This is a genomic window from Paraburkholderia sp. 32, from assembly GCF_050435345.1.
In the GTDB taxonomy this organism is placed as follows: Bacteria; Pseudomonadota; Gammaproteobacteria; order Burkholderiales; family Burkholderiaceae; genus Paraburkholderia; species Paraburkholderia tuberum.
The window spans coordinates 1,314,931-1,334,039 of record NZ_JBNDKD010000002.1; the positions used below are offsets into that span (position 1 = coordinate 1,314,931).

Sequence of the window (19,109 nt, forward strand, 5' to 3'; positions counted from 1 at the left end):
TCGATCCGTCGTGACCAGCGCGATCGTGGTACGCGGTTCTGCCACAGGAAGACACTATGCATTCACCACGGCGGCGCCGGTTCAACTCGTGGAAGCGCGGGACGCCGCAATTCTTTTGCGCACGCGCTGGTTCCACCGCGCGTGAACTTACCGCAATGGCTTGTGCAAGATGACGACCGCTTCTCAAGGAAGCGAATCCCCATCCAGGATCCATCACTTGCTCTGAACCTTCGTTAGATCCTTTCCGCGCGATTCGCGCCTGCAGATCCCTGCGATACTGACTGTATTGCGGAATTGGAACGACAAAAACTCACTGGCTGAGCGTTGCCAATTAAAGTCTGGCTGTTTTCGATTCCTTGATATTCTGGACGAGAGCGCTGAATGTTTACTCACATCCGTGCGGCCAGCCTGACACTGCAATCCGTGTTACAGCGACGCTTTCGCGCCGATCCGGGTCTCGCACAGATGTTCGATCCGATGATGGGCGGCACGGCGATCATATCGTTGGCGACGCCCGACGGCATGGAGACGGCAGGCGACACAGGTCTTTCCATGTGGCTCTATCGTCTGATCCGCGACGAACAGTTACTCAACGAGCCGCCGCGCCGCATCCCGACGAACCTTGTCCGACGCCAGCCGCTTCCTGTGCGCGCGCATTATCTGATGACGCCCATCATTACCGGCAACGCGAAGATGCCTGCGCCGGAAGCCGAACAACTGATTATCGGCAGCGTGCTCCAGACCTTCCACGACGAGCCGCTCATCTCCGGCTCGGACCTCGCTGGCTCGTACGAGGGCACGGCCATCGAACTCGCGGTTCGTCTGGAAACGCTGGGACTCGACGAGACGAGCCGCATCTGGGAGGGACTGGAGCGCTCGTACCAGCTTTCGATCTCATATGAAGTTGCTGTAGTGGTAATCGGGTCGGCGCTTCATCCAATCTCTGCGCCTACCGTCAAGGTCGTGATGCCGCAAGTCGCGATTGGCGCACCGGGAGCGCAGCCATGACCCTCCCGGTGCTGGATACCGTGTCTGGCTGGCGGCTCGCTGCTGAACCTGCACCGCCAGCCGCCAGTTGGCTTCAAGCGATGTTATGGCTGTCGATAAGCGATGAAGTCACCGGACAGCCACCGCGAGTCACTCCGATGGCCAGCACCCCCACTCCCGGTTTGCAAGCTCGAGCGAGCGGAGATCTCGCTGGACTCGTCGGTCAGCCATTGCATGCGTTTCTGCCTGGATTCATCACCGGCGCGCCGTTGCAACTTACGCTGTCTGGCGCGGGGTTCCTGCCTGTGACTTTCAACGCGACGATGGGGGCCGAAGCGGGCTATCCCGACACTTTCACGCCGATCGACCTCGGAACGTTCGCCTTGCATCGCGAGCCGGTCACAATCAGCGGCCGCACCGTGTCGCGCACGGGCGTCGTTCGTGCGGGCGCAGCCGTCAGCGTCGTGGGCATCTGGCTGACATTGGCGGATTTGGTCAATCCAGCCACGGCGCCGAATCTGATCACACTCGCGTCGCCCCTCTATGCCGATCGCGGCACGGCCGCTACGTTCGCGGCGCAGCCGCTGACGCCAGCGCCACCATCCCAGACCAAGCAGCTTTTGCAGCCCGCGAATATCGGTGATACGACGGTACGCCTCTCCAATCAGGTCGGTCTCACGATCGGCAGCATCATCGCAATCGATCCGGAAGATGCCGCCCGTGCGGAATATCTCGAAGTGACGGCGATTGCCGCTCTGGGCGCGGGTCCCACTTTCCCTTCGGTGATCACGCTGGCCTTCGCGCTGACACGCCAACACGCGGCAGGCGCGACCGTGCAACCGATGCTTCCCGGCGCGACGGGCGCAGCCAATGTTTTATCGATAGCGGCCAAGGTCGGTGACACGACGCTGCTGCCCTCGACGATGATCGGTATGTCGGCCGCCAGCATGCCCATCGTGATCACGGGTTCCGGTTCGGCCGCCGAATATCACGTCGCAAGCCTGATGAACAGTGACAGCGATGCCAACGGCTACATGACGCTACCGCCCGTGCATCGGGTTGCACAACTCGAGCTAAACGTGCACCACGCTGCCGAACCCGTCGATCTCGTGTGCAACGTCATGCTGCCGCTGGGCGTCGGCAACCTGACGGTCGATTTTGTCTTCCCATGATGCGCACCTCTTCTCGTCAGCCGGAGCGCTACGATGTCTGACACAAACTACCTGTCGCCTGGCGTGTACATCCAGGAACTCGAAGGGCCGGCGCCGATCCTGGGCGTCAGCACGTCGATCGCTGCGTTCATCGGCATGGCCGAGCGCGGCCCGGTCAATGTGCCGATTCTTTGCTCGAGTCAGGGCGACTACACGCGCGCTTTCGGCGGCCTGATGGTGCCCGACGAGTTTGCGGATCCCGTCGATCCCAAGCGTTTTCATTGCTATCTGCCTTATTCGGTGGCGGGTTTCTTCAACAACCAGGGACAGCTGGCCTACGTGATCCGCGTACTGCCCGACGAGGCCACCGCCGCATTTGAATCGCTCTACGACCGCAGCGGCATTTCTCCGAACGACAGCATCCTGGTTCGCAACGCAGCCGTGGGCGACGGCACCGGCAATAGCGCTGCGACGGGCGCGCTAATCATGCTCGACCCTACCCCGCCGAAGAGCGTCGCCGGGACGCCTTCCTTCATCCGCGTAGGTAGCGGAAGCGACAGCGAATATCTGCAAGTAACGGGCGTCAGTGCTCTCGGGGATGCCTACCCGCTCGATTTGCCGCTTCAGCTAAGCCACGCCGCGGGCGCGAATTTCCTGATCTACCCGCGCGCGGTCGAAGCGAGCGGCGCTTCTTATTCGCTGGCAGGCGATGCCGCTGCGGGAGACACCGTCATTTTGCTGAGCAGCACCGCAACGGTTGCCATCCTCTCGGCGAGTTTGCTGGAGTTCGCTGCGAACGGCGTTGCCGTTGTGGTCGTTCCGGCCCCGACCGGCGTCACGCAGACGGGACCCACGACTTTCACGATCACGCTGACACAGCCGCTGACACTATCGTTTTCCTCCGCTACGGGCGCCACGTCTGTGACGGCCCTGACACCTAACACAACCCCCGCGCCCGCCAATCAACTCGACGTCGCGGCCTCTGGCGGCGACCTGATTGTCTACGCCACGGGCGCGGGACTGACATACGGCGACTTCATCGACATCGAGCCAACCACCCCCGCCAACCGCGAGGTGCGCACCATCGGCCTGCTGACGAAGCTCGAATTCGTGCAGCCGTCCACGATCGACCTGCCGCCCATGACCCAGCTTGCGCAGGTCCAGGCCGTCGCCAACTCACTGAGCGCCACGCCCGCGACCAATCCAGGCACGCTTACGTTAGCGCTGACCAGCCGTGTCGGCATCTACGCCGGCAGCACCCTGTCGATCGGTCCGAGCGGATCGCAGGAGACCGTCACGGTCCAGAATGTGGTCCTGCCGCATGTACCCGGTCTCGATGGGGGCAACGTCACGTTGACGAGCGCAACCAAGACGCCGCATAACTCCGGCGATCCCGTCACGATCGTCTCGACGCTGAGCGGCGCCGCGCTGTCCGCCTCAACGTTGCTGTCGCTGACCGGCAGGGTCGGCATTGACTCGGGCAGTGTGCTGTTGATAGGCACCGCGCCAGCACAGGAATATGCGGTGGTGGCAGCGGTGCAAGGCACCCGCGCCGTGGGCGCCGACCCCGGTCCCGTCGCGTTGGAGGCGCCGCTGGCGAATGGCTACATCAAGAACGCATCCGTGGCACTCGTTTCGTTTACCGTACAACCGGCAGCGTTGCCGCCTGGCCCGGGCACCAATCGCGCGACCCAACTCCTGCTTGACACCCCGGCAGGCAGCAGTGTCGCCTATACCACGTGGTCGGCTGGCTGGAACGGGGGGGATACGGTCCAGATCACGCTGTCCGACGGCACCATCGTCTACAACACGGTCGGTTCTACGACGGCCCCACAGAAACTCAGCGCAATCACCGTCGCCCCGCCCTTGCAGCGCACGCATCAGGCAGGTTCGCCTGTCGTGTCGCGCAGCCCATTGATCGAGGTACAGGCGCTGGACAGGGGCGCGTGGGGCCGCCGTGTTGCGTTGGCCGTGCAGGACGAATCACCCGGTCTGGTGTCGAGCACACAGGTGGCGGCACTGATCGGGCCAACGCAACTGAAGCTCTCATCGCTCACCGGCATTCAGCCGGGTTCCTATCTGGAACTGCTCAATCCCGACGGCACGCAGGTCGATGCGTCCGCGCCGCTGAAAGTGGCGTCCGTCAATCTCGCGACGACGACGATCACGCTCGATACTGCGCTGAGCGGCCTGCAACAGACGGCGATCAACGCGCCTGGCTCGCAGATCACGATACGGTCGCGCGAATTCCGCTTGACGGTCTACCTGTATCGTCATCCCGATCCGGCCGTGCCGTCGAGAAATAGCCAGGTGATCCTGACTGAGACGTTTCGCAATCTGTCGATGGACTCTCGCAGCGCCCTGTATTTCCAGTCGGTGATCGGCGCTATCGATGGCCCATTGCGGCTGTCTGATCGCCGGCCGGAAGGCTCGTCCTCCCTGATCCGCGTCCAGGATACCGCGACCACCCAGGCGCAGCTGTGGTCGCCACGTCTGGGACCGGAGCCGCTGGTCGATGTGCTGCCGAACGGATTGATCAAGCCCGCGCAACACAAGCTGGACATTGGCGGCGACGACTCGCTCGCGACCGTGGACGACAGCATGTACATCGGCGCCGACGCCGTCGAGCCTGCGGATCGCACCGGCATCTATGCGATCAGGAACGCGCCACAGGTCAGCCTCGTTGCCATTCCCGGCCAGGGCTCTCCCGCGATCCAGGCGAAGCTGATCGATTTCTGCGAGACGTTGGCATCGATCTTCGCCGTGCTCGATCCGCAATATCCGGATGCGGCAATCGCCGACATTCAGGCGCAGCGCCAGGCGTTCGATACCAAATACGCGGCGATCTATTATCCGTGGCTGACGATCCCGTCCCCGATGCCGAGCAATCTGTCCGTGGTGCCGGATTTCCCGTTGCCGCCGTCCGGATACGTAGTCGGCATCTATGCACGGGTCGATGTTGCGCGCGGAGTCTTCAAGGCGCCAGCCAACGAGGTCGTGCAAGGCATTACCGGACTCACGCGCACCGTGACCGCGGGAGATCAGGATGTGCTCAATCCTGCGCCTTTCAATATCAACGCGATTCGCGACTTCCGCCCGCAGGGACGTGGCATCCGTGTGTGGGGCGCGCGCGTCATCACGTCGGACGACAACTACAAATACGTGCCCGTGCGGCGCCTGCTGATCTTCATCGAACAATCGCTGATCGTCGGACTGCAGGACGTGGTGTTCGAGCCGAATACGCCGCAACTGTGGGCGACGATGGAGCGGCTGATCGACAACTTCCTGTACACCGTATTTACATCGGGCGCCTTTGCCGGCGCGACGCCGGAGACCTCGTATTTCGTGCGTTGCGATCAGACGACCATGACGCCGGACGATATAGATGCCGGACGACTGATCGCTCTGGTCGGCGTGGCGCCCGCCAAGCCCGCGGAATTCGTGATCATCCAGATCGCATTGACGGTTGCCACCAGCAGCCAGTAACAGGAGCGCGACATGGCACAGACAGCGGTGAGAACCGATCCCTTTCGCAGCTTCAACTTCCGCATCGAGATCGACAATACGAACGTCGCTTCGTTTAGCGAAGTGAGTGGACTGACGGCCGACGGCGACTCAGTCGACTACCGCGAAGGCAAAGATACGGCGAACAGCGTGCGCAAGCTGGTCGGGCTGCGCAAATATAGCGTCATCACGCTCAAGCGCGGATACACGAAGGACACCACGCTGTGGGACTGGTACTCGGCTGTGGCGACGGGCGCAACCAATGCACGCCGCAGCGGCAGCATCGTCCTGCGCGACGAAACCCAGAAGGACGTGATCTTTTTTCACTTCACGGGCGGGATCCTCAACAAGATCCATGGTACGGACTTCAAGGCGGCCGGCAACGAGGTCGCCATAGAAACCGCCGAACTCGTGGTGGAAAGCCTCACGATCAAGCTGGCGAAATGACTCTGTCGATCCAACATCCAGCCGCGCCTGGCGCTTATCTGCAACGCAACGATCGGCCGCCCACCGAGGTCGCGCTGCGCACGGATATCGCCGGCTTCGTCGGGATCGCCGAGCGCGGTCCGCTCGGCGTGGCGGTCGCGATCGAGAACATGCGGCAGTTCCAGGCGGTGTTCGGCGGATATATCGGCGGGGGCTTCCTCGCCTATAGCTTACGGGCCTTTTTCGAAAACGGCGGCCGGCGCGCGCGCGTCGTACGCGTCGCTTCCGACGATCCCGGGCAAGGAACGGCGGCAGCCGCATCCGAGGTATCCGTGCTGGGGGGAGGCGAGCCGTGGATCGTCGCCGCTTCGAGCCCCGGTGCGTGGGGCAATGGAGTCAGCGTCGCGCTGGTCGAGCGCACCCCCGGACAGGTACTCGTGGATCAGACCCGCTCGCTGCCGAGCTTTGCCGCCGTCGCGTCGACGTCGGGTTTCGCTGCCCAGTCACTGGTGCGGCTGACTCAAGCCGGCGCGCCGGCGCAGATTCGCGTGCTGGCGGGCGTCGATGCGGCGCTCAAGCGTCTGTACTGGCTCGATCCCGATCCCGCCCAACGAGGCCTGCGCCAATATCCGGTGACGGGTTTCGATCCCGGCGTGCCGCTGCTCGCGGAAAGTCTCACTTATGACCTCTTGGTGTATCGCCTCGGCAGCGTCACGACGCTGAATCAGGGACTGTCGCTGGTGCCGGAGGCACAGACCTACGCTGGCGTCCTGCTCGCGCCGATCGACTATTCGAAGTTCGACACGCCGCCAGGCGCGTTGCCGCTGGTGACGATGATTCCCCCCGCAATCGGAGCGAGCGATGTGCCGTCTCCGCTCTCGGTCGTCTCCGGTGCCGTCATCCCACTCGACGGGGGACGTGACGGCGTCGCCGTGCTGACGCAAGACGATTTCATCGGCGGCTCGCCTGATGGTCCAGTCGACCTGACAGGCGAACCGGCGCCGCGCGGCCTCGCCGCCCTCGCCTGTGCCTGCGACGTGGCGATGCTGGCTGCGCCCGATATTCTGATCCGTCCAGTGGAACCCCCGGTGTTCATCCGGCAGCCGGTGTCCGTCGACCCTTGCCCGCTATGCCCCCCGGTACCGGCGCGCGCCATCCCCGTCGTGCCGATCGTTCCCGAAGAGCTGCCACCCCTCTTTCCCGATTCGGCGATTCTCGCCGTGCAGGCCGCGATGCTTGCTCAATGCGAAGCGCTAGGCGATCGCGTCGCGTTGCTCGATCCGCCATGGGATGCCGCCTCGGACGCGAGCGTCGGTGTCGCGCCGATACAGGCCTGGCGCGACAACTTCGACAGCGAATACGGCGGCCTGTACTTCCCGTGGCTCGCCGCGCCCGACCCGTTGCGGCTGGCACCGACGCGTGCGTTGCCGCCTTCCGGGCACGTGGCCGGTCTTTTCGCGTCCACGGATATCGCGATCGGCGTGCACAAAGCGCCCGCCAACGCCGCTCTCGCGTGGGCGCAGGACGTCACCGTTCCCGTCGATTTATCGACCCACGGCGTGCTGAATACGCTCGGCGTCAATGTCATTCGCAGCGACATGGGAAGGCCCTTGCGCGTGATGGGTGCGCGAACCGTCTCATCGGATCCGACTTTCCGGTTCATCAACGTTCGCCGCCTGCTCTGCATGATCCGCACTGCGCTGCAACGGTCGATGCGCTGGGTGGTGTTCGAGCCGAACACTCCGCAAACACGCTCGACGATCTCCTCGGGAATCGGCCACTTCCTCCAACAGCTGTATACGCAGGGGGCGCTCGTCGGGCCCACCGCGGCCGCTGCTTTCGCGATCATTTGCGACGACACCAACAACACACCGATGACGCAGTCGGCTGGGCAGCTCATCGCGCATATCGCGCTCGCGCCGTCGACGCCGTTCGAGTTCGTCCTGCTGCGCCTGGGCCTGAGCGACGATTCCCTCGACATTCAGGAACGCGGCGTAGTCACCGCTGGGGGCGGCTGATGCCAGACCTTTCGCAACTGTTCGGATTCGATCCGCAACGCACCGACCCTTTGCTCGGATTCAATTTCCAGGTGTCGATCTCCGACAGCCAGCCGGCCGCCAGCAGCGCGCTCGCCGGAATCTCGGTCAGTCTTACGGGTGCGCAGGCAACCGCCGGATTCTCGGAGATATCCGGTCTGGAAGCGAGCATGGATGTCGAAAACTACGACGCCGGCGGCGTCAACGGCGGCACGCTCCGATTTCCCGGCCGCGTCAAGTGGTCGAACCTCGTGTTCAAGCGCGGCATGGTCGCGCAACGGCCGATCTCCGATACCTCCGACGTCTGGACCTGGCTGCAACAGTTTCTCGATGGCCAGTGTGTCCGCAAGGACGGGGTCATCACGCTGATGGACGAGTCGGGCGCGCCCGCCCTCGCGTGGAGCTGGCGGCGCGGCCTGCCGATCAAATGGACGGGCGCGTCGCTGAACGCGCAGCAAAGTCAGGTCGTCATCGAGCAGCTCGAAATCGCGCATGAGGGGCTGACGTTGGTGACGGGCGGCTCGCTCGGCATTGCAATCGTGGGCGCGGCCGCGGCGCTCGGCTCACTCCTCTAGGAGCTCGGTCATGCCCGTCACAGACGTCATCGTCGAAGAAATCGTCGCTACGGTGCGCACCGTGGACAGCGCTTCGTTGCTCGACCCGAAACTCGTGCGTCACCTCGTGCAGGCGGTGCTGGCGGGGACCGACGAACGACGCGATCGCGAACGACGCAGGCGCGACGACGCTCGGATCGGCGACGCGCCCGCAGACAACGGACAGGCGGGGTGGTGACATGCCCAGTGCCGGCCAAGCCTCTCTGAAGATCGACTGGGGACCGGGCAGACGGGACACCGTGGCGCTCCAGTACAACCCGACTGAGATCGTTCTCGAGAAGAACGTCCATCTTGCCGAGATCGCCATTCCGGGACTGACCGCGCCCCTGCAGCAGTTCGTACGCGGCGAGGCGGAAACGCTGAAGCTCGAACTCTTCTTCGATACCTCAGATCAGGGCATGGGCGCGACCGCCGTCAGCGTGGCGACATTGACGGACACGATCTACGCGCTGTCGCGCATCGTCCCCGATCAGCACGCGCCGCCTATCGTCACGTTCGGCTGGGGCGAAGATTTCCCCGGCAACGAATTGCCGCCCGCGCTAGGCAACCAGCGCCGGACCAGCTTCAAGGGCGTGGTGACCAACATCCGGCAGACCTTCACGCTGTGGAGCAGCGGCGGCGTGCCCGTGCGGGCGAAGATCTCGCTGTCGCTGCGGGAATATACGTCGTTGAAGGACCAGCTCGAGGCGCTGAATCTCGCGTCACCGAACAAGACCCACAGCTACGTTCTCGCTCGCGGCGACACGCTCGCGCTCGTCGCGTCGAACTTCTATTTCGATCCGACCAACTGGCGGCCGATTGCTCTGGCCAACGGTATCGACGATCCGCGCCGCCTCAAACCCGGCACGGAACTGACCATCCCTTCATTGCCCGCGAGTTGAGCCCATGCGTGCCTTCATGAGCCTCTATGACGAAAGCGTCATTTCGACGAACGGGAATTTCTATGCGCCCGGTTTCGAGCTCAGGATCGATGGTGTCGGCTTGCCCAAGGGCGTACTGCGCGACGTCATGGAGGTCACCTATCACGACGACATCAACGAGATCGATGGATTCGAGCTGACCGTCAACAACTGGGACGACTCGGCGCGTTGTTGCAAATACATCGGCTCGGAGACGGCGGCGCAACTGAGCGGCGGCACGAAATCGACACAGTTTTTCACGCTGTTCGATCCTGGCGGCAAAAGCGCGGAACTCGCACTCGGCTACTCGGGCCATTTTCAAAGCATGGTGCGCGCGGGCTTCACGACCATGGAGCCGAACTTTCCCGAGAGCGGACCGCCCGTGCTGACCGTGCGCGGCTTCAACATTCTGAAGGGGCTGCGCTCGAAGCAGTTCACGACCTCGTGGACCAACCAGACACCCAGCGCCATCGCGCTCAATTTCAACACGTTGCGCAACGGCGGCCAGCCAAGGCTGCCGCCCCCATGGAGGGTCGTCACGAACGATCAGGCTGCGAAAGCGGAATCGCCGATCGACTATGTTGCACAGGACAATCAGTACGACGTCGATTTCCTGCTTCAGCTTGCGCATGGCCAGGGCTATACGCTCGAGGCCGACGAAGATGCGCAGGAGCTCTCCTTTGGCCCGAGCCAGAGTTCGACGCCCACCAATTACCTGCTCGAATGGGGCAAGGGGCTGATGTCGTTCAAGCCGTCGCTTGCGACCGCCAATCAATGGAAATCCGTGACCGTGCGCGGCTGGGACCGGCAGACCCAGAAGCCGATCGTCGTGACAGTCAGCCAGAACGATCCGCAGGTCAAGAAACTGAACAGCGGCCTGCTAAGCCTCGTGCCGGACCGGCAGGAGCAGAAGGTCGACTTGCCCGTCTTCACCGCAGCCGAGGCCAAACAGCGCGCGCTCGCGATCATGCTCGAACGGTCGAAAGAAATCGTGACGGCGCACGGCAAAACAGTCGGCCTGCCGAAGCTCAGGGCGGGGACGCTCGTCAACATTCAGGGAATCGGCGCGCGGCTGTCCGGCACTTACTTCGTGACGAAGACGACACATACGTTGGGCGAGAGCGGCTATGTCACCGAATTCGACTGCCGCCGCGAAGATCTCGGTGCCGCAGGAGGCTCACCATGACGCAAAACCGTATGCAGGGCATCGTGATCGGCAAGGTGGTCAACGTGAAGGATGGGCAGAATCAGGGCCGCGTCCAGGTGTCTTTTCCCTGGCTCGACGACACGCTGCAAAGCACCTGGGCCTCGATGGTCGCGCCTTACGCGGGGAACGGCCGGGGCCTGTACTTCATGCCGGAAATCGGCGACGAGGTCGTGGTCGCTTTCGAGCACGGACATTTCGAACATGCGTATGTGCTGGGCGCGATGTGGAACGGCGTCGCCGCGCCGCCGTCGCCGGACCCGCGCCAGCGCATGATCTGCTCGACGAACGGGCACAAGATCCGCTTCGTCGATTCGACTCCGAATGGCGGCAACCTGGGCGCGGTCATCATCGAGGATGCGCATGGCAATCGCATCGTCATGACCAACGGTGTGATGCGCGTGACCGCACAGTCGACGCTGATGATCGAAGCCGACAACATTGTCCTCACCGGCCGTCCGGTCGACGGTGTGCCGCCGTGGATCCGTCCCGTCACCCCGTCGAACAATCCGATCTGAGGCACTGCACATGGCTACGATCGACATCGTTCTTCCTGATGAGCTGACCCAGGCGCTCTCGCCGCCGGAGTGCATCGACCTGTCGTTGCCGACCCTCAGCGCGATGCCGAACGTGACCTTGCCGATGGGCGAAACCATCCAGGGTATGGCCGACTTCACGCGCGGCATCCCCACCGACTGCTCGATGAATTTCAGCCTGATGCTGCAACTCGCGCCGCTGATGGGAAGCATGGAATGCCTGCTGCGCGTTCTCAAGTTCATCGGGGTCGTGGTCAATATACTCAAGAACCTCACATCCCCGACCCAGCTCCTGACGGCTGTATCCCAGATCACGAAAGCGGCGGAAGACCTGCTGCAGTGTCTGAACATCGCGATCCCCGGCCTTCCGATCTGCACCTTCGTCAAGGATCTCCTGCTGCTGATCTCGACCATGCTGCTGTGTGTGGTCAAGGAACTGGAAAGCCTCCTGAAAATTTTGGGCGGCCTGCAGCTGCAGATTTCCATCGCCGAAGCATCCGGCAACCGCGACCTGCTCGCAGCGTTGCAATGCGCGCAGCAGAACGCCACGACCTCGGCCGAAGGCGCGATGCAGTCCCTTCAGCCCGTCATGGTGCTGCTCTCGCTCGCTTCGCCATTCATGGAGATCGGCAACATCAACCTCGACGTCACGATCCCTTCAGCCGTCCCCGCCAGCGATCTGCAGGCAATGCAGACGCTCCTCGACGACCTCGGGACCGCCGCAACGGTGATCAAGCAAGTTGCGCAGGCGCTGCCATGCTGATCCAGCTGCCGAGCGCGCCCAACCCGCGTGCGTTTCGCGGAATCGGCCTCGCCTTTCCGCTTGCCGTGACCCCGCAGGGGGCGCTCGCCACCGCATCCGACAACGCGAAAATCGAGCAATCGGTCTGGCTCATCGTGTCGACCGCGAACAATGAGCGCGTGATGCGGCCGGAATACGGCTGCGGCATCCACGACCTCGTGTTCTCGCCCGCTTCGCCGCAAAGCATCGGCCAGATCGTCGACGAGCTTCGCGGCGCGCTCGTTGCGCAAGAACCGCGGATCGACGTGTTGGACGTGTCCGGCGAAATCCCGGCCGGCGAGAGCAACCTGCTGCTGTTGCGCATCGACTACCAGATTCGCGCCAATAATGCGTTGGCGAACGTGGTTTATCCGTTCTTCATCACGGAAGGAAGCTGAACCATGCCGCTCTCTGCGCAACTGCCGGTGATCGACAACCGCACGTTCGACGACATCGTCGCCGAGGCGCAAACGCGCATTCCGCGCTACACGCAGGAATGGACCGATTTCAACGCCGGCGATGCCGGCTTCGCGCTGGTCGAACTGTTCGCATGGATGACCGAGCTGATGATCTACCGGCTCGGCCAGATGCCGCAGCTCAACTACATCAAGTTTCTTCAATTGATCGGTATCGAGCTGACCCCCGCCAAGCCTGCACAGACCGTGCTGGTGTTTCCGATGCAAAGCGGCTTCGCACAAACGAGCGTGCCCGTGTCGATGGGAACGCAGGTGAGCGCGGCGGCGCCCAGCGGCGGGTCGCCCATCGTCTTCGAGACGCAGGCCGCCATCACAGCGCTGCAGGCGCCGCTCGATGCCGTGCTCGCGTTCGACGGCACTTACTACTCGGACGTGACGGCAGACAACGTCACATCCGCCGACGGCTTCCAGCCGTTCGGTCCGTTCGCCGCTGCGGGCTCGGCCTTGCTGCTCGGCTTCAATCCGAAGCAGCCGTTGCCCGCAGGGGTCGCGGTGTCCTTCGCCATCTGGCCGTCCACGAGTCGCGGTGTACCGTCGCCGTCGCCCTGCGGCGGCGACGCTTCGCCCGTCTATGCGCCCGCGCGGATCGGATGGGAATTCTGGGCGGGCACCGCCTGGCAATCGCTGAAGGTACTGTCGGACACCACCGTCGCTTTCACGCTCCCAGGCTTCGTGCAGGTGATGTTGCCCCCGGCCGGGCAGATCGTACTATCGACGATGCCAGGCAAGGTCGACGCACCCCGCGCATGGCTGCGGGCACGCCTCGTCGAGACCTTTTACGAATCGGCACCGGCCTTGTCTCTCGTGAGCGCGAATGCCGTTGCCGCCATCGCGGCGCAAACCGTGCAGGGCGAAGTCGTCGGCGGGAGCGACGGGACGCCCAATCAGACCTTCACGCTGTCCAGCACGCCAGTACTCGATGGAACGCTCGATCTGCAGATCGACGAAGGCAGCGGTCCCGAACCGTGGACACAGGTCGACGACTTCTCCGCCAGCGGCCCGAACGACAACGTCTATCTGCTGGACCCGACCACGGGCACGATCACCCTCGGGGACGGCGTGCAGGGCCACATTCCCGTCGCCAATCTCAATGATCCGTCCGGCAGCATCGTCGCCGTCAGCTACCAGTTCGGCGGCGGCGCGAACACCAATCTGCAGGCAGGCGCCACGTTGACGTTGATGACCAGCATTTCCGGCATCGACGCCGGCAACATCGGCATACCCTTCGACGCATACGGCGGCAGCGACGAGGAGACCTTGCAGAGCGCGATGAATCGCGCGCCGGAGGCGTTGAAGAGCCAGGACCGTGCCGTGACGCTGGAAGACTACGAAATGCTGGCGCGGCAGGCCGGCCCCATCGCCCGCGCAAAGGCGTTGCCGCTCTATCATCCCGACTTTCCGGGCATGCAGGTGCCCGGGGTTGTCAGCGTCGTCGTCGTGCCAGACGTCGTGTCGCCCGCGCCGATGCCAAGCCCAGGCCTGCTTCGCACCGTCTGCGCGTATCTCGATCAGCGCCGCCTGATTGCCACCGAGTTGTACGTCATCGCGCCGACCTATGTGCCCGTGTCGATCACGCTGCAGCTGCTGGCCCAGCCGGACGCCGACACGGCCGCCGTCGAGCAGGCCGTGGAGTCCGCGCTGAGCGCGTATCTCGATCCGCTTGCGGGTGGATCGGTGGACGCGGCGACGCCCGGCACTGGCTGGCCGTTCGGCGGAACGATTTACTTCGTCGATGTGCTTCGCGTCGCCGCGCAGGTTGCCGACGTGATCCGCGTCGCGGACCTCGCGATCACGCTGAACGGCGCACTGGCGCCCGCCTGCACCGATGTGGCCGTACCGGCAGGCGCGCTGTTGTCGGTGCAATCCGTCGTTGCGACCGTCACCACGGATGCGACTGCAATGGGAGCGATGGCATGACCAACACCGCACCGTTTCGCAATCCTCCGCCGGGTCCGCCAGACGACCCGACCTGGATGATCCTGCGCGGACGGGATGGCTGGCCCCTGGCCACGCCCTGGAGCGACGTCGATGTCTCGCCGGTGGATTGCGCGCTCGTGCTACGCAGCGTCCCGGGTGGTCCCTCGGCGCTCACGGACCCGTCCGGCCGCTTTGGCGGTCTGACGCCACCGCCCAATGTCGCACTGGCGTCGGATGGCACTGTATGGCTGCTGGATGTCGCACACGGAACGCTACGCCGCTTCGACGATTGCACCTGCTCGTTCGTCGACATCCGCTGCACGGCCGGCTTGGGACACGGCGCCCGGCAACTGCTCGCGCCCGTCGCGATTGCGCTACGCGGAAGCGACATCCTGCTGCTGGACGCCGGCGCCGGCGCGGCCCCCGGACGCGTGCTCGTGTTCACGAGCCATGGCTTTGCCTTGCGCAGCGTGTGGCTGCCGCCGCTGGGCGCGCTCGCTCAGCCGTGGCGTCCGTCGGCGGTGGCCGTCGCGCCGGACGGACGGACCTTCGTCGCCGACGTCGCGAACGGCGCAATCCATGTGTTCGACCGCGGTGGAATGTGGCGCGTAGGATGGCCAGGATTTGGGGCCGTCACGGCGATGGCGGTGGACCGCTTCGGCCGCATTTATACCTACGTCAGCGGCGACACCGCCGTGCGCATCTCCAACGACAAAGGTGAAGAGATCGCGCAAGCCCGTGAGGTCGACGAGGTGCGCGACTGCTTCGCGCCCATTCCGGGTTTCATCAGCAACGCAGCAGGCGATATCAATCTCAGCGGCCGCTGCCCGGGAGCGGGATGGTTCGACGCCACCGGCAAGCCGGCCGCGCTCATCCCCACGGCATCGCCCGCGTTTGCGGCCTCCGGCGTCTGGCTGTCGACGGCGCTCGACAGCCGCATCGGGCGCTGCCAGTGGCATCGCATCGTGCCGGAAATCCGGTTGCCGCGAGGGACCTCGCTCTCGCTGCAAACCTACACCTCGGAAGTCGAGCAGCCGATCGACCTGATCGCGGCGCTGCCGCAGACGGCATGGAGCACGGTTCCGTCCGGCACGGGTCATCCACGGGAGGCCTTGATCCTGAGCGGGCCGGGCCGTTTCCTCTGCCTCCGTGCGACGCTCGCGGGCAACCAGCAGGCAACGCCACGCCTCGATGAACTCAAGATCGAATATCCGCGCATCAGCCTGCGCCGCTATCTGCCCGCCGCCTTCGCCCCCGATGCTGTTTCCGCGGACTTCACCGACCGGCTGCTCGCGATATTCGATCGCGGTTTCCGCTCGATCGAGTCGCAGATCGATCGACAGGCCGACCTGTTCGATCCGCGCTCGGCCCCCGCCGAGCCCAAAGCGGCCGGCGCGCCGGATATGCTGAGCTGGCTTGCCGGCTGGATCGGCGTCACATTCGACCGTACCTGGCCGACGCCCAGGCGCCGGCAATATCTGATGCAGGCAGCGAAACTCTATCCCTGCGGCGGCACTTTGCCGGGCATACGAAGCGCGCTGCTTCTTTACCTTGGACTCGATTCGCTGAAGCTTGCGCGCCGCCCGGCGCCATGCGCGCCGCGCTGCGCCCCGCCGCCGCCGCTGTGGCGCCCGCCGCCGCTGATCCTCGAACACTGGAAGATTCGCCGTTGGTTATTCCTCGGCGCTGGACGTCTCGGCGACGCCGCCGTGCTGTGGGGCGAGACGATCATGGGACGCAGCCAGCTCGGCAACACGGCGCAACTCGGTGCGACACGGCTGGACACGTCGCGCGCCGCCGTCACGGACCCGTTCAACGCCGAGGCCTATGCGTTCACCGTATTCGTGCCGGGGGCGCTTGCCCGCAGCACGGCAGCCAAGGCATCGGTGCAGCGGTTCATCGATCAGCAAAAGCCCGCATGGTCGCAGGCGCAACTGCGGTTCGTACTGCCAAGGATGCGCATCGGCATTCAGGCCAGCATCGGTTTCGACAGCGTGGTCGGCTGCTGGCCGGAGGCCACGCTGCTCGACAGCGCCCGTCTCGGCCGCGCCACCGTTCTGGGCCGTGCCGCCAACTCCGACCCTGGGCCGCGCGTCGGCGAGAGCCGGCTTCGCAACGCAACGCGTGCCGCATGAGGGGAGAACACGATGACCACGAATCACCAGGCGTACGCTTCCTGCGGTTGCGAGGAATGCAAGCCCCGTGCGCTCGCCCGGAACCACTACTTCACCGGCAAGCTGTTGGTCGAACGCGATTTCTCGGATGAGCAGTGGTTTTTTCGCGAGAAGATCCGCTTGCATCACCAGCGCCTGCATGGCACCGGCATCGTCTGCGGGTTGAAGATCAGCGAGCATCCGAACGCGAATTGCCAGGACCATCTCGTTATCGTCGAACCGGGCTCCGCGATCGACTGCTGCGGTCACGACATACTCGTCGCCGAAAAGGAGACCTGGGATTTCACGTCCGCGCCGGAGGTGAAGGCACTGATCCAGGCGAAGGATACGGACGAGCACGTGCTGGAGTTCTGCATTGCGTGGCGTGAATGCCCGACCGAGGAAATCCCCGTCCTCTACGATGAATGCGGCTGCAACGACCTGCAATGTGCGCCGAACCGCATCCTCGAATCGTATGCGCTCGAGGTGCGTGTCCATCCTCCCGGCTACGCGCCACCCATCCATTCGTACGGTGCGAGGTTCGAGTGGGGTGCGCGAAGCATCGACATTGCGCACGCCACCGCGGTGGCGCTCGACGAGAGCGGGCAAAGAGCTTTCGTCGCTGCGGGAACGCCGGCGGAAACGCTCTATCAGGTGGGCACACAGCATCTGCTGACCGAGGCGAGCGTCTCGACCGGTCGAGCGGTGCTCGATCTCGCGCTCTCGCCCGATGGCCACACGCTCTATGCGGCCGTCGCACCAGATGCCGCCGCGCCCACCGACCCGCCCGAGCTATGGATCTTCACGCCCGATGCCGGAACAGGCATCGCTGCCGGTCCTGCGCGCAAGGCACCCCTCGGCGCGGCGGCGGAGCCAGGCATCGCGCTCACCGTCGCGAGCGATGGCCGCCTGCTGGTGGTGGCGACCACGAGCGGTCATCTGTGGCTCTTTCCGGCGGGCGTGCCGGACCCTTCGACCCCGTCGGCCACCGTCGCGCTCGGCGGGGCGCGCAGTCCCGCCGCCTTCTCATCGGATGGCAATACGGCATGGCTCGGCCAATCCGCAGCCGCTTCCGTCGACAAGGTCGACCTCACGCAAGCGACGCTGAACGCAACACCCGTTGCTATCGCCGGCATCTCGGCCGACGGCGTGTCGCTCGTTTCGACAGGCTCCGGTGCCGATCGGCTGGCGATCATCGACCGCACGAACAATTCGCTTCATCTGGTCGACCCGGCCAATCCTGCGCAAGTTCAAAGCGCGCCGCTCACGAGTGCGCCTCTGTTTGCGCTCATCGACTCCGGCGGAGGCACGGCGATTGTTGCCAGTGCGAAAGCTTTGCAGGCGGTGAACCTTGTTGTGCTGGCGAGCGGAACGTCGAACGCCGTGAGCGCCGAATATCCGCTCGAAGCAACCATTGGACGCGCCGCGCTGACGAATTCCGGGCGTCGGCTCTTCGTGCCATGCAGTGGCGATCCCACCGTCGCCGAGTCAGGCGGCGTTGCCGTGGTGGACATCGGCAGCGCCGACTGCCGTGACGCATTGCGCGGACACGCGTGCCCGGCTTGCGGCGTGCCCGATTGCCTGACGCTGGCGCTGGTGCGTGGCTGGTCCGTAGGCCGCAAACTTGAGGACGTGCAGGATCCGCCGACGGATCCCGCCACGGACGCCACGAACGGCATCGCACGGATCGACAACAGCGCCCGCACCGTGCTCGCTTCGACCCAGGCGATCACCCAGGCGCTCGCCTGCATGATGGATCACGCCGGTGCAGGAGGCACGGGGACCACGGGAACCACAGGGCCACAGGGACCGGCCGGCCCGCAAGGCCAGCCGGGACCGGCGGGGCCCGCGGGAGCGCAAGGTCCCGTCGGTCCTCAAGGTCCCGTAGGGCCGTCCGGCTTACGGACCGACCTGACGGGCATTTGCGCCGTGAGTTGGCCGCATAACGGTTCGCTGTCGCCACAGGATCTGATCGCCCCCGGCCTTGTCATCGCGTTCAGCGCGCCAGTCCAGACGGCGGATCTGCATGATCAATCGATCATGCTTCTGGTTCCCCAGACGAGCACGCAACTCGAACAACTTCGGGTGACCTGCTGGTGCCAACTTGCAGTGACGCTCACCGCGTTGAACCTTGACACGCTCTGCAAGATCGAGCCCAAAAATCGCACGACGAATCAGTCAACCTGCAATGCCGTCGGCATGACGTTAACCGACAGCCAGGTGAACGGGCTTCGGGAAATCATGAAGAGAGCGAATAACTCTACGCTGCGTGTGCAGGTCCACGGCGATCTGATCCGTGACGAAAACAACCTTGGACTGGACGGGAATCACCTGCCACCCTGGCTGCCGAACGTACCAAAGACAGGGGACGGAATCCCGGGCGGCCTGTTCGAGAGCTGGTTCACACTTTCATCCTGAAGCGACA

General features: G+C 64.4%; 15 protein-coding genes. All 15 read left to right on the top strand.

The genetic code is table 11. The features are described from left to right. Positions 1-381: 381 nt before the first annotated feature. Genes OKW26_RS21385 through OKW26_RS21455 form a run of 15 tightly spaced genes read left to right on the top strand, consistent with a single transcriptional unit; the run spans position 382 to position 19,102 of the window. Entirely contained in the window at positions 382-1,008 is a 627-nt protein-coding gene (locus tag OKW26_RS21385) for a DUF4255 domain-containing protein (protein WP_429355078.1), read from the top strand. Further along, entirely contained in the window at positions 1,005-2,159 is a 1,155-nt protein-coding gene (locus OKW26_RS21390) for a hypothetical protein (RefSeq protein WP_429355079.1), read from the top strand. The genes OKW26_RS21385 and OKW26_RS21390 overlap by 4 nt, the downstream gene beginning before the upstream one ends. 33 nt (positions 2,160-2,192) lie before the next feature. Then, entirely contained in the window at positions 2,193-5,624 is a 3,432-nt protein-coding gene (locus OKW26_RS21395) for a phage tail sheath subtilisin-like domain-containing protein (RefSeq protein ID WP_429355080.1), read from the top strand. Positions 5,625-5,636: 12 nt separating this feature from the next. Next, the gene (locus tag OKW26_RS21400; RefSeq protein ID WP_429355081.1) at positions 5,637-6,089 is read left to right on the top strand and encodes a phage tail protein; all 453 of its coding nucleotides are present in this window, start codon (positions 5,637-5,639) and stop codon (positions 6,087-6,089) included. Further along, a complete protein-coding gene (locus OKW26_RS21405; protein WP_429355082.1) occupies positions 6,086-8,086 on the top strand; it encodes a phage tail sheath family protein in 2,001 nt (666 codons plus the stop codon). The genes OKW26_RS21400 and OKW26_RS21405 overlap by 4 nt, the downstream gene beginning before the upstream one ends. Next, entirely contained in the window at positions 8,086-8,679 is a 594-nt protein-coding gene (locus OKW26_RS21410) for a phage tail protein (protein ID WP_429355083.1), read from the top strand. Before OKW26_RS21405 ends, OKW26_RS21410 begins: the two co-directional genes overlap by 1 nt. 10 nt (positions 8,680-8,689) lie before the next feature. Then, positions 8,690-8,896, top strand: coding sequence for a hypothetical protein (locus OKW26_RS21415; RefSeq protein ID WP_429355084.1), 207 nt, complete (start codon positions 8,690-8,692; stop codon positions 8,894-8,896). 1 nt (position 8,897) lies between these two features. Then, a complete protein-coding gene (locus tag OKW26_RS21420) occupies positions 8,898-9,599 on the top strand; it encodes a LysM peptidoglycan-binding domain-containing protein (protein WP_429355085.1) in 702 nt (233 codons plus the stop codon). 4 nt (positions 9,600-9,603) lie between these two features. Then, complete coding sequence (locus tag OKW26_RS21425; protein WP_429355086.1) at positions 9,604-10,803, top strand: phage late control D family protein; 1,200 nt, start codon at positions 9,604-9,606, stop codon at positions 10,801-10,803. Next, a complete protein-coding gene (locus tag OKW26_RS21430; RefSeq protein WP_429355087.1) occupies positions 10,800-11,339 on the top strand; it encodes a phage baseplate assembly protein V in 540 nt (179 codons plus the stop codon). Before OKW26_RS21425 ends, OKW26_RS21430 begins: the two co-directional genes overlap by 4 nt. Positions 11,340-11,349: 10 nt before the next feature. Next, positions 11,350-12,120 carry a hypothetical protein gene (locus OKW26_RS21435; protein ID WP_429355088.1) on the top strand — a complete coding sequence of 257 codons (771 nt, stop codon included), beginning with the start codon at positions 11,350-11,352 and terminating at the stop codon, positions 12,118-12,120. Beyond that, complete coding sequence (locus tag OKW26_RS21440) at positions 12,114-12,536, top strand: GPW/gp25 family protein (protein ID WP_429355089.1); 423 nt, start codon at positions 12,114-12,116, stop codon at positions 12,534-12,536. Before OKW26_RS21435 ends, OKW26_RS21440 begins: the two co-directional genes overlap by 7 nt. Positions 12,537-12,539: 3 nt before the next feature. Further along, the gene (locus tag OKW26_RS21445; protein ID WP_429355090.1) at positions 12,540-14,531 is read left to right on the top strand and encodes a putative baseplate assembly protein; all 1,992 of its coding nucleotides are present in this window, start codon (positions 12,540-12,542) and stop codon (positions 14,529-14,531) included. Next, positions 14,528-16,666 carry a hypothetical protein gene (locus tag OKW26_RS21450; RefSeq protein ID WP_429355091.1) on the top strand — a complete coding sequence of 713 codons (2,139 nt, stop codon included), beginning with the start codon at positions 14,528-14,530 and terminating at the stop codon, positions 16,664-16,666. The genes OKW26_RS21445 and OKW26_RS21450 overlap by 4 nt, the downstream gene beginning before the upstream one ends. A 12-nt stretch (positions 16,667-16,678) precedes the next feature. Next, positions 16,679-19,102 (top strand): hypothetical protein, encoded by a 2,424-nt coding sequence (locus OKW26_RS21455; protein WP_429355092.1) that lies wholly within the window; start codon positions 16,679-16,681, stop codon positions 19,100-19,102. The last annotated feature ends 7 nt before the right edge of the window (positions 19,103-19,109 follow it).

Coding starts and splice junctions, on each gene's coding strand:
- OKW26_RS21385 (WP_429355078.1), top strand. CDS start 382: ATGTTTACTCACATCCGTGCGGCCAGCCTGACACTGCAATCCGTGTTA.
- OKW26_RS21390 (WP_429355079.1), top strand. CDS start 1,005: ATGACCCTCCCGGTGCTGGATACCGTGTCTGGCTGGCGGCTCGCTGCT.
- OKW26_RS21395 (WP_429355080.1), top strand. CDS start 2,193: ATGTCTGACACAAACTACCTGTCGCCTGGCGTGTACATCCAGGAACTC.
- OKW26_RS21400 (WP_429355081.1), top strand. CDS start 5,637: ATGGCACAGACAGCGGTGAGAACCGATCCCTTTCGCAGCTTCAACTTC.
- OKW26_RS21405 (WP_429355082.1), top strand. CDS start 6,086: ATGACTCTGTCGATCCAACATCCAGCCGCGCCTGGCGCTTATCTGCAA.
- OKW26_RS21410 (WP_429355083.1), top strand. CDS start 8,086: ATGCCAGACCTTTCGCAACTGTTCGGATTCGATCCGCAACGCACCGAC.
- OKW26_RS21415 (WP_429355084.1), top strand. CDS start 8,690: ATGCCCGTCACAGACGTCATCGTCGAAGAAATCGTCGCTACGGTGCGC.
- OKW26_RS21420 (WP_429355085.1), top strand. CDS start 8,898: ATGCCCAGTGCCGGCCAAGCCTCTCTGAAGATCGACTGGGGACCGGGC.
- OKW26_RS21425 (WP_429355086.1), top strand. CDS start 9,604: ATGCGTGCCTTCATGAGCCTCTATGACGAAAGCGTCATTTCGACGAAC.
- OKW26_RS21430 (WP_429355087.1), top strand. CDS start 10,800: ATGACGCAAAACCGTATGCAGGGCATCGTGATCGGCAAGGTGGTCAAC.
- OKW26_RS21435 (WP_429355088.1), top strand. CDS start 11,350: ATGGCTACGATCGACATCGTTCTTCCTGATGAGCTGACCCAGGCGCTC.
- OKW26_RS21440 (WP_429355089.1), top strand. CDS start 12,114: ATGCTGATCCAGCTGCCGAGCGCGCCCAACCCGCGTGCGTTTCGCGGA.
- OKW26_RS21445 (WP_429355090.1), top strand. CDS start 12,540: ATGCCGCTCTCTGCGCAACTGCCGGTGATCGACAACCGCACGTTCGAC.
- OKW26_RS21450 (WP_429355091.1), top strand. CDS start 14,528: ATGACCAACACCGCACCGTTTCGCAATCCTCCGCCGGGTCCGCCAGAC.
- OKW26_RS21455 (WP_429355092.1), top strand. CDS start 16,679: ATGACCACGAATCACCAGGCGTACGCTTCCTGCGGTTGCGAGGAATGC.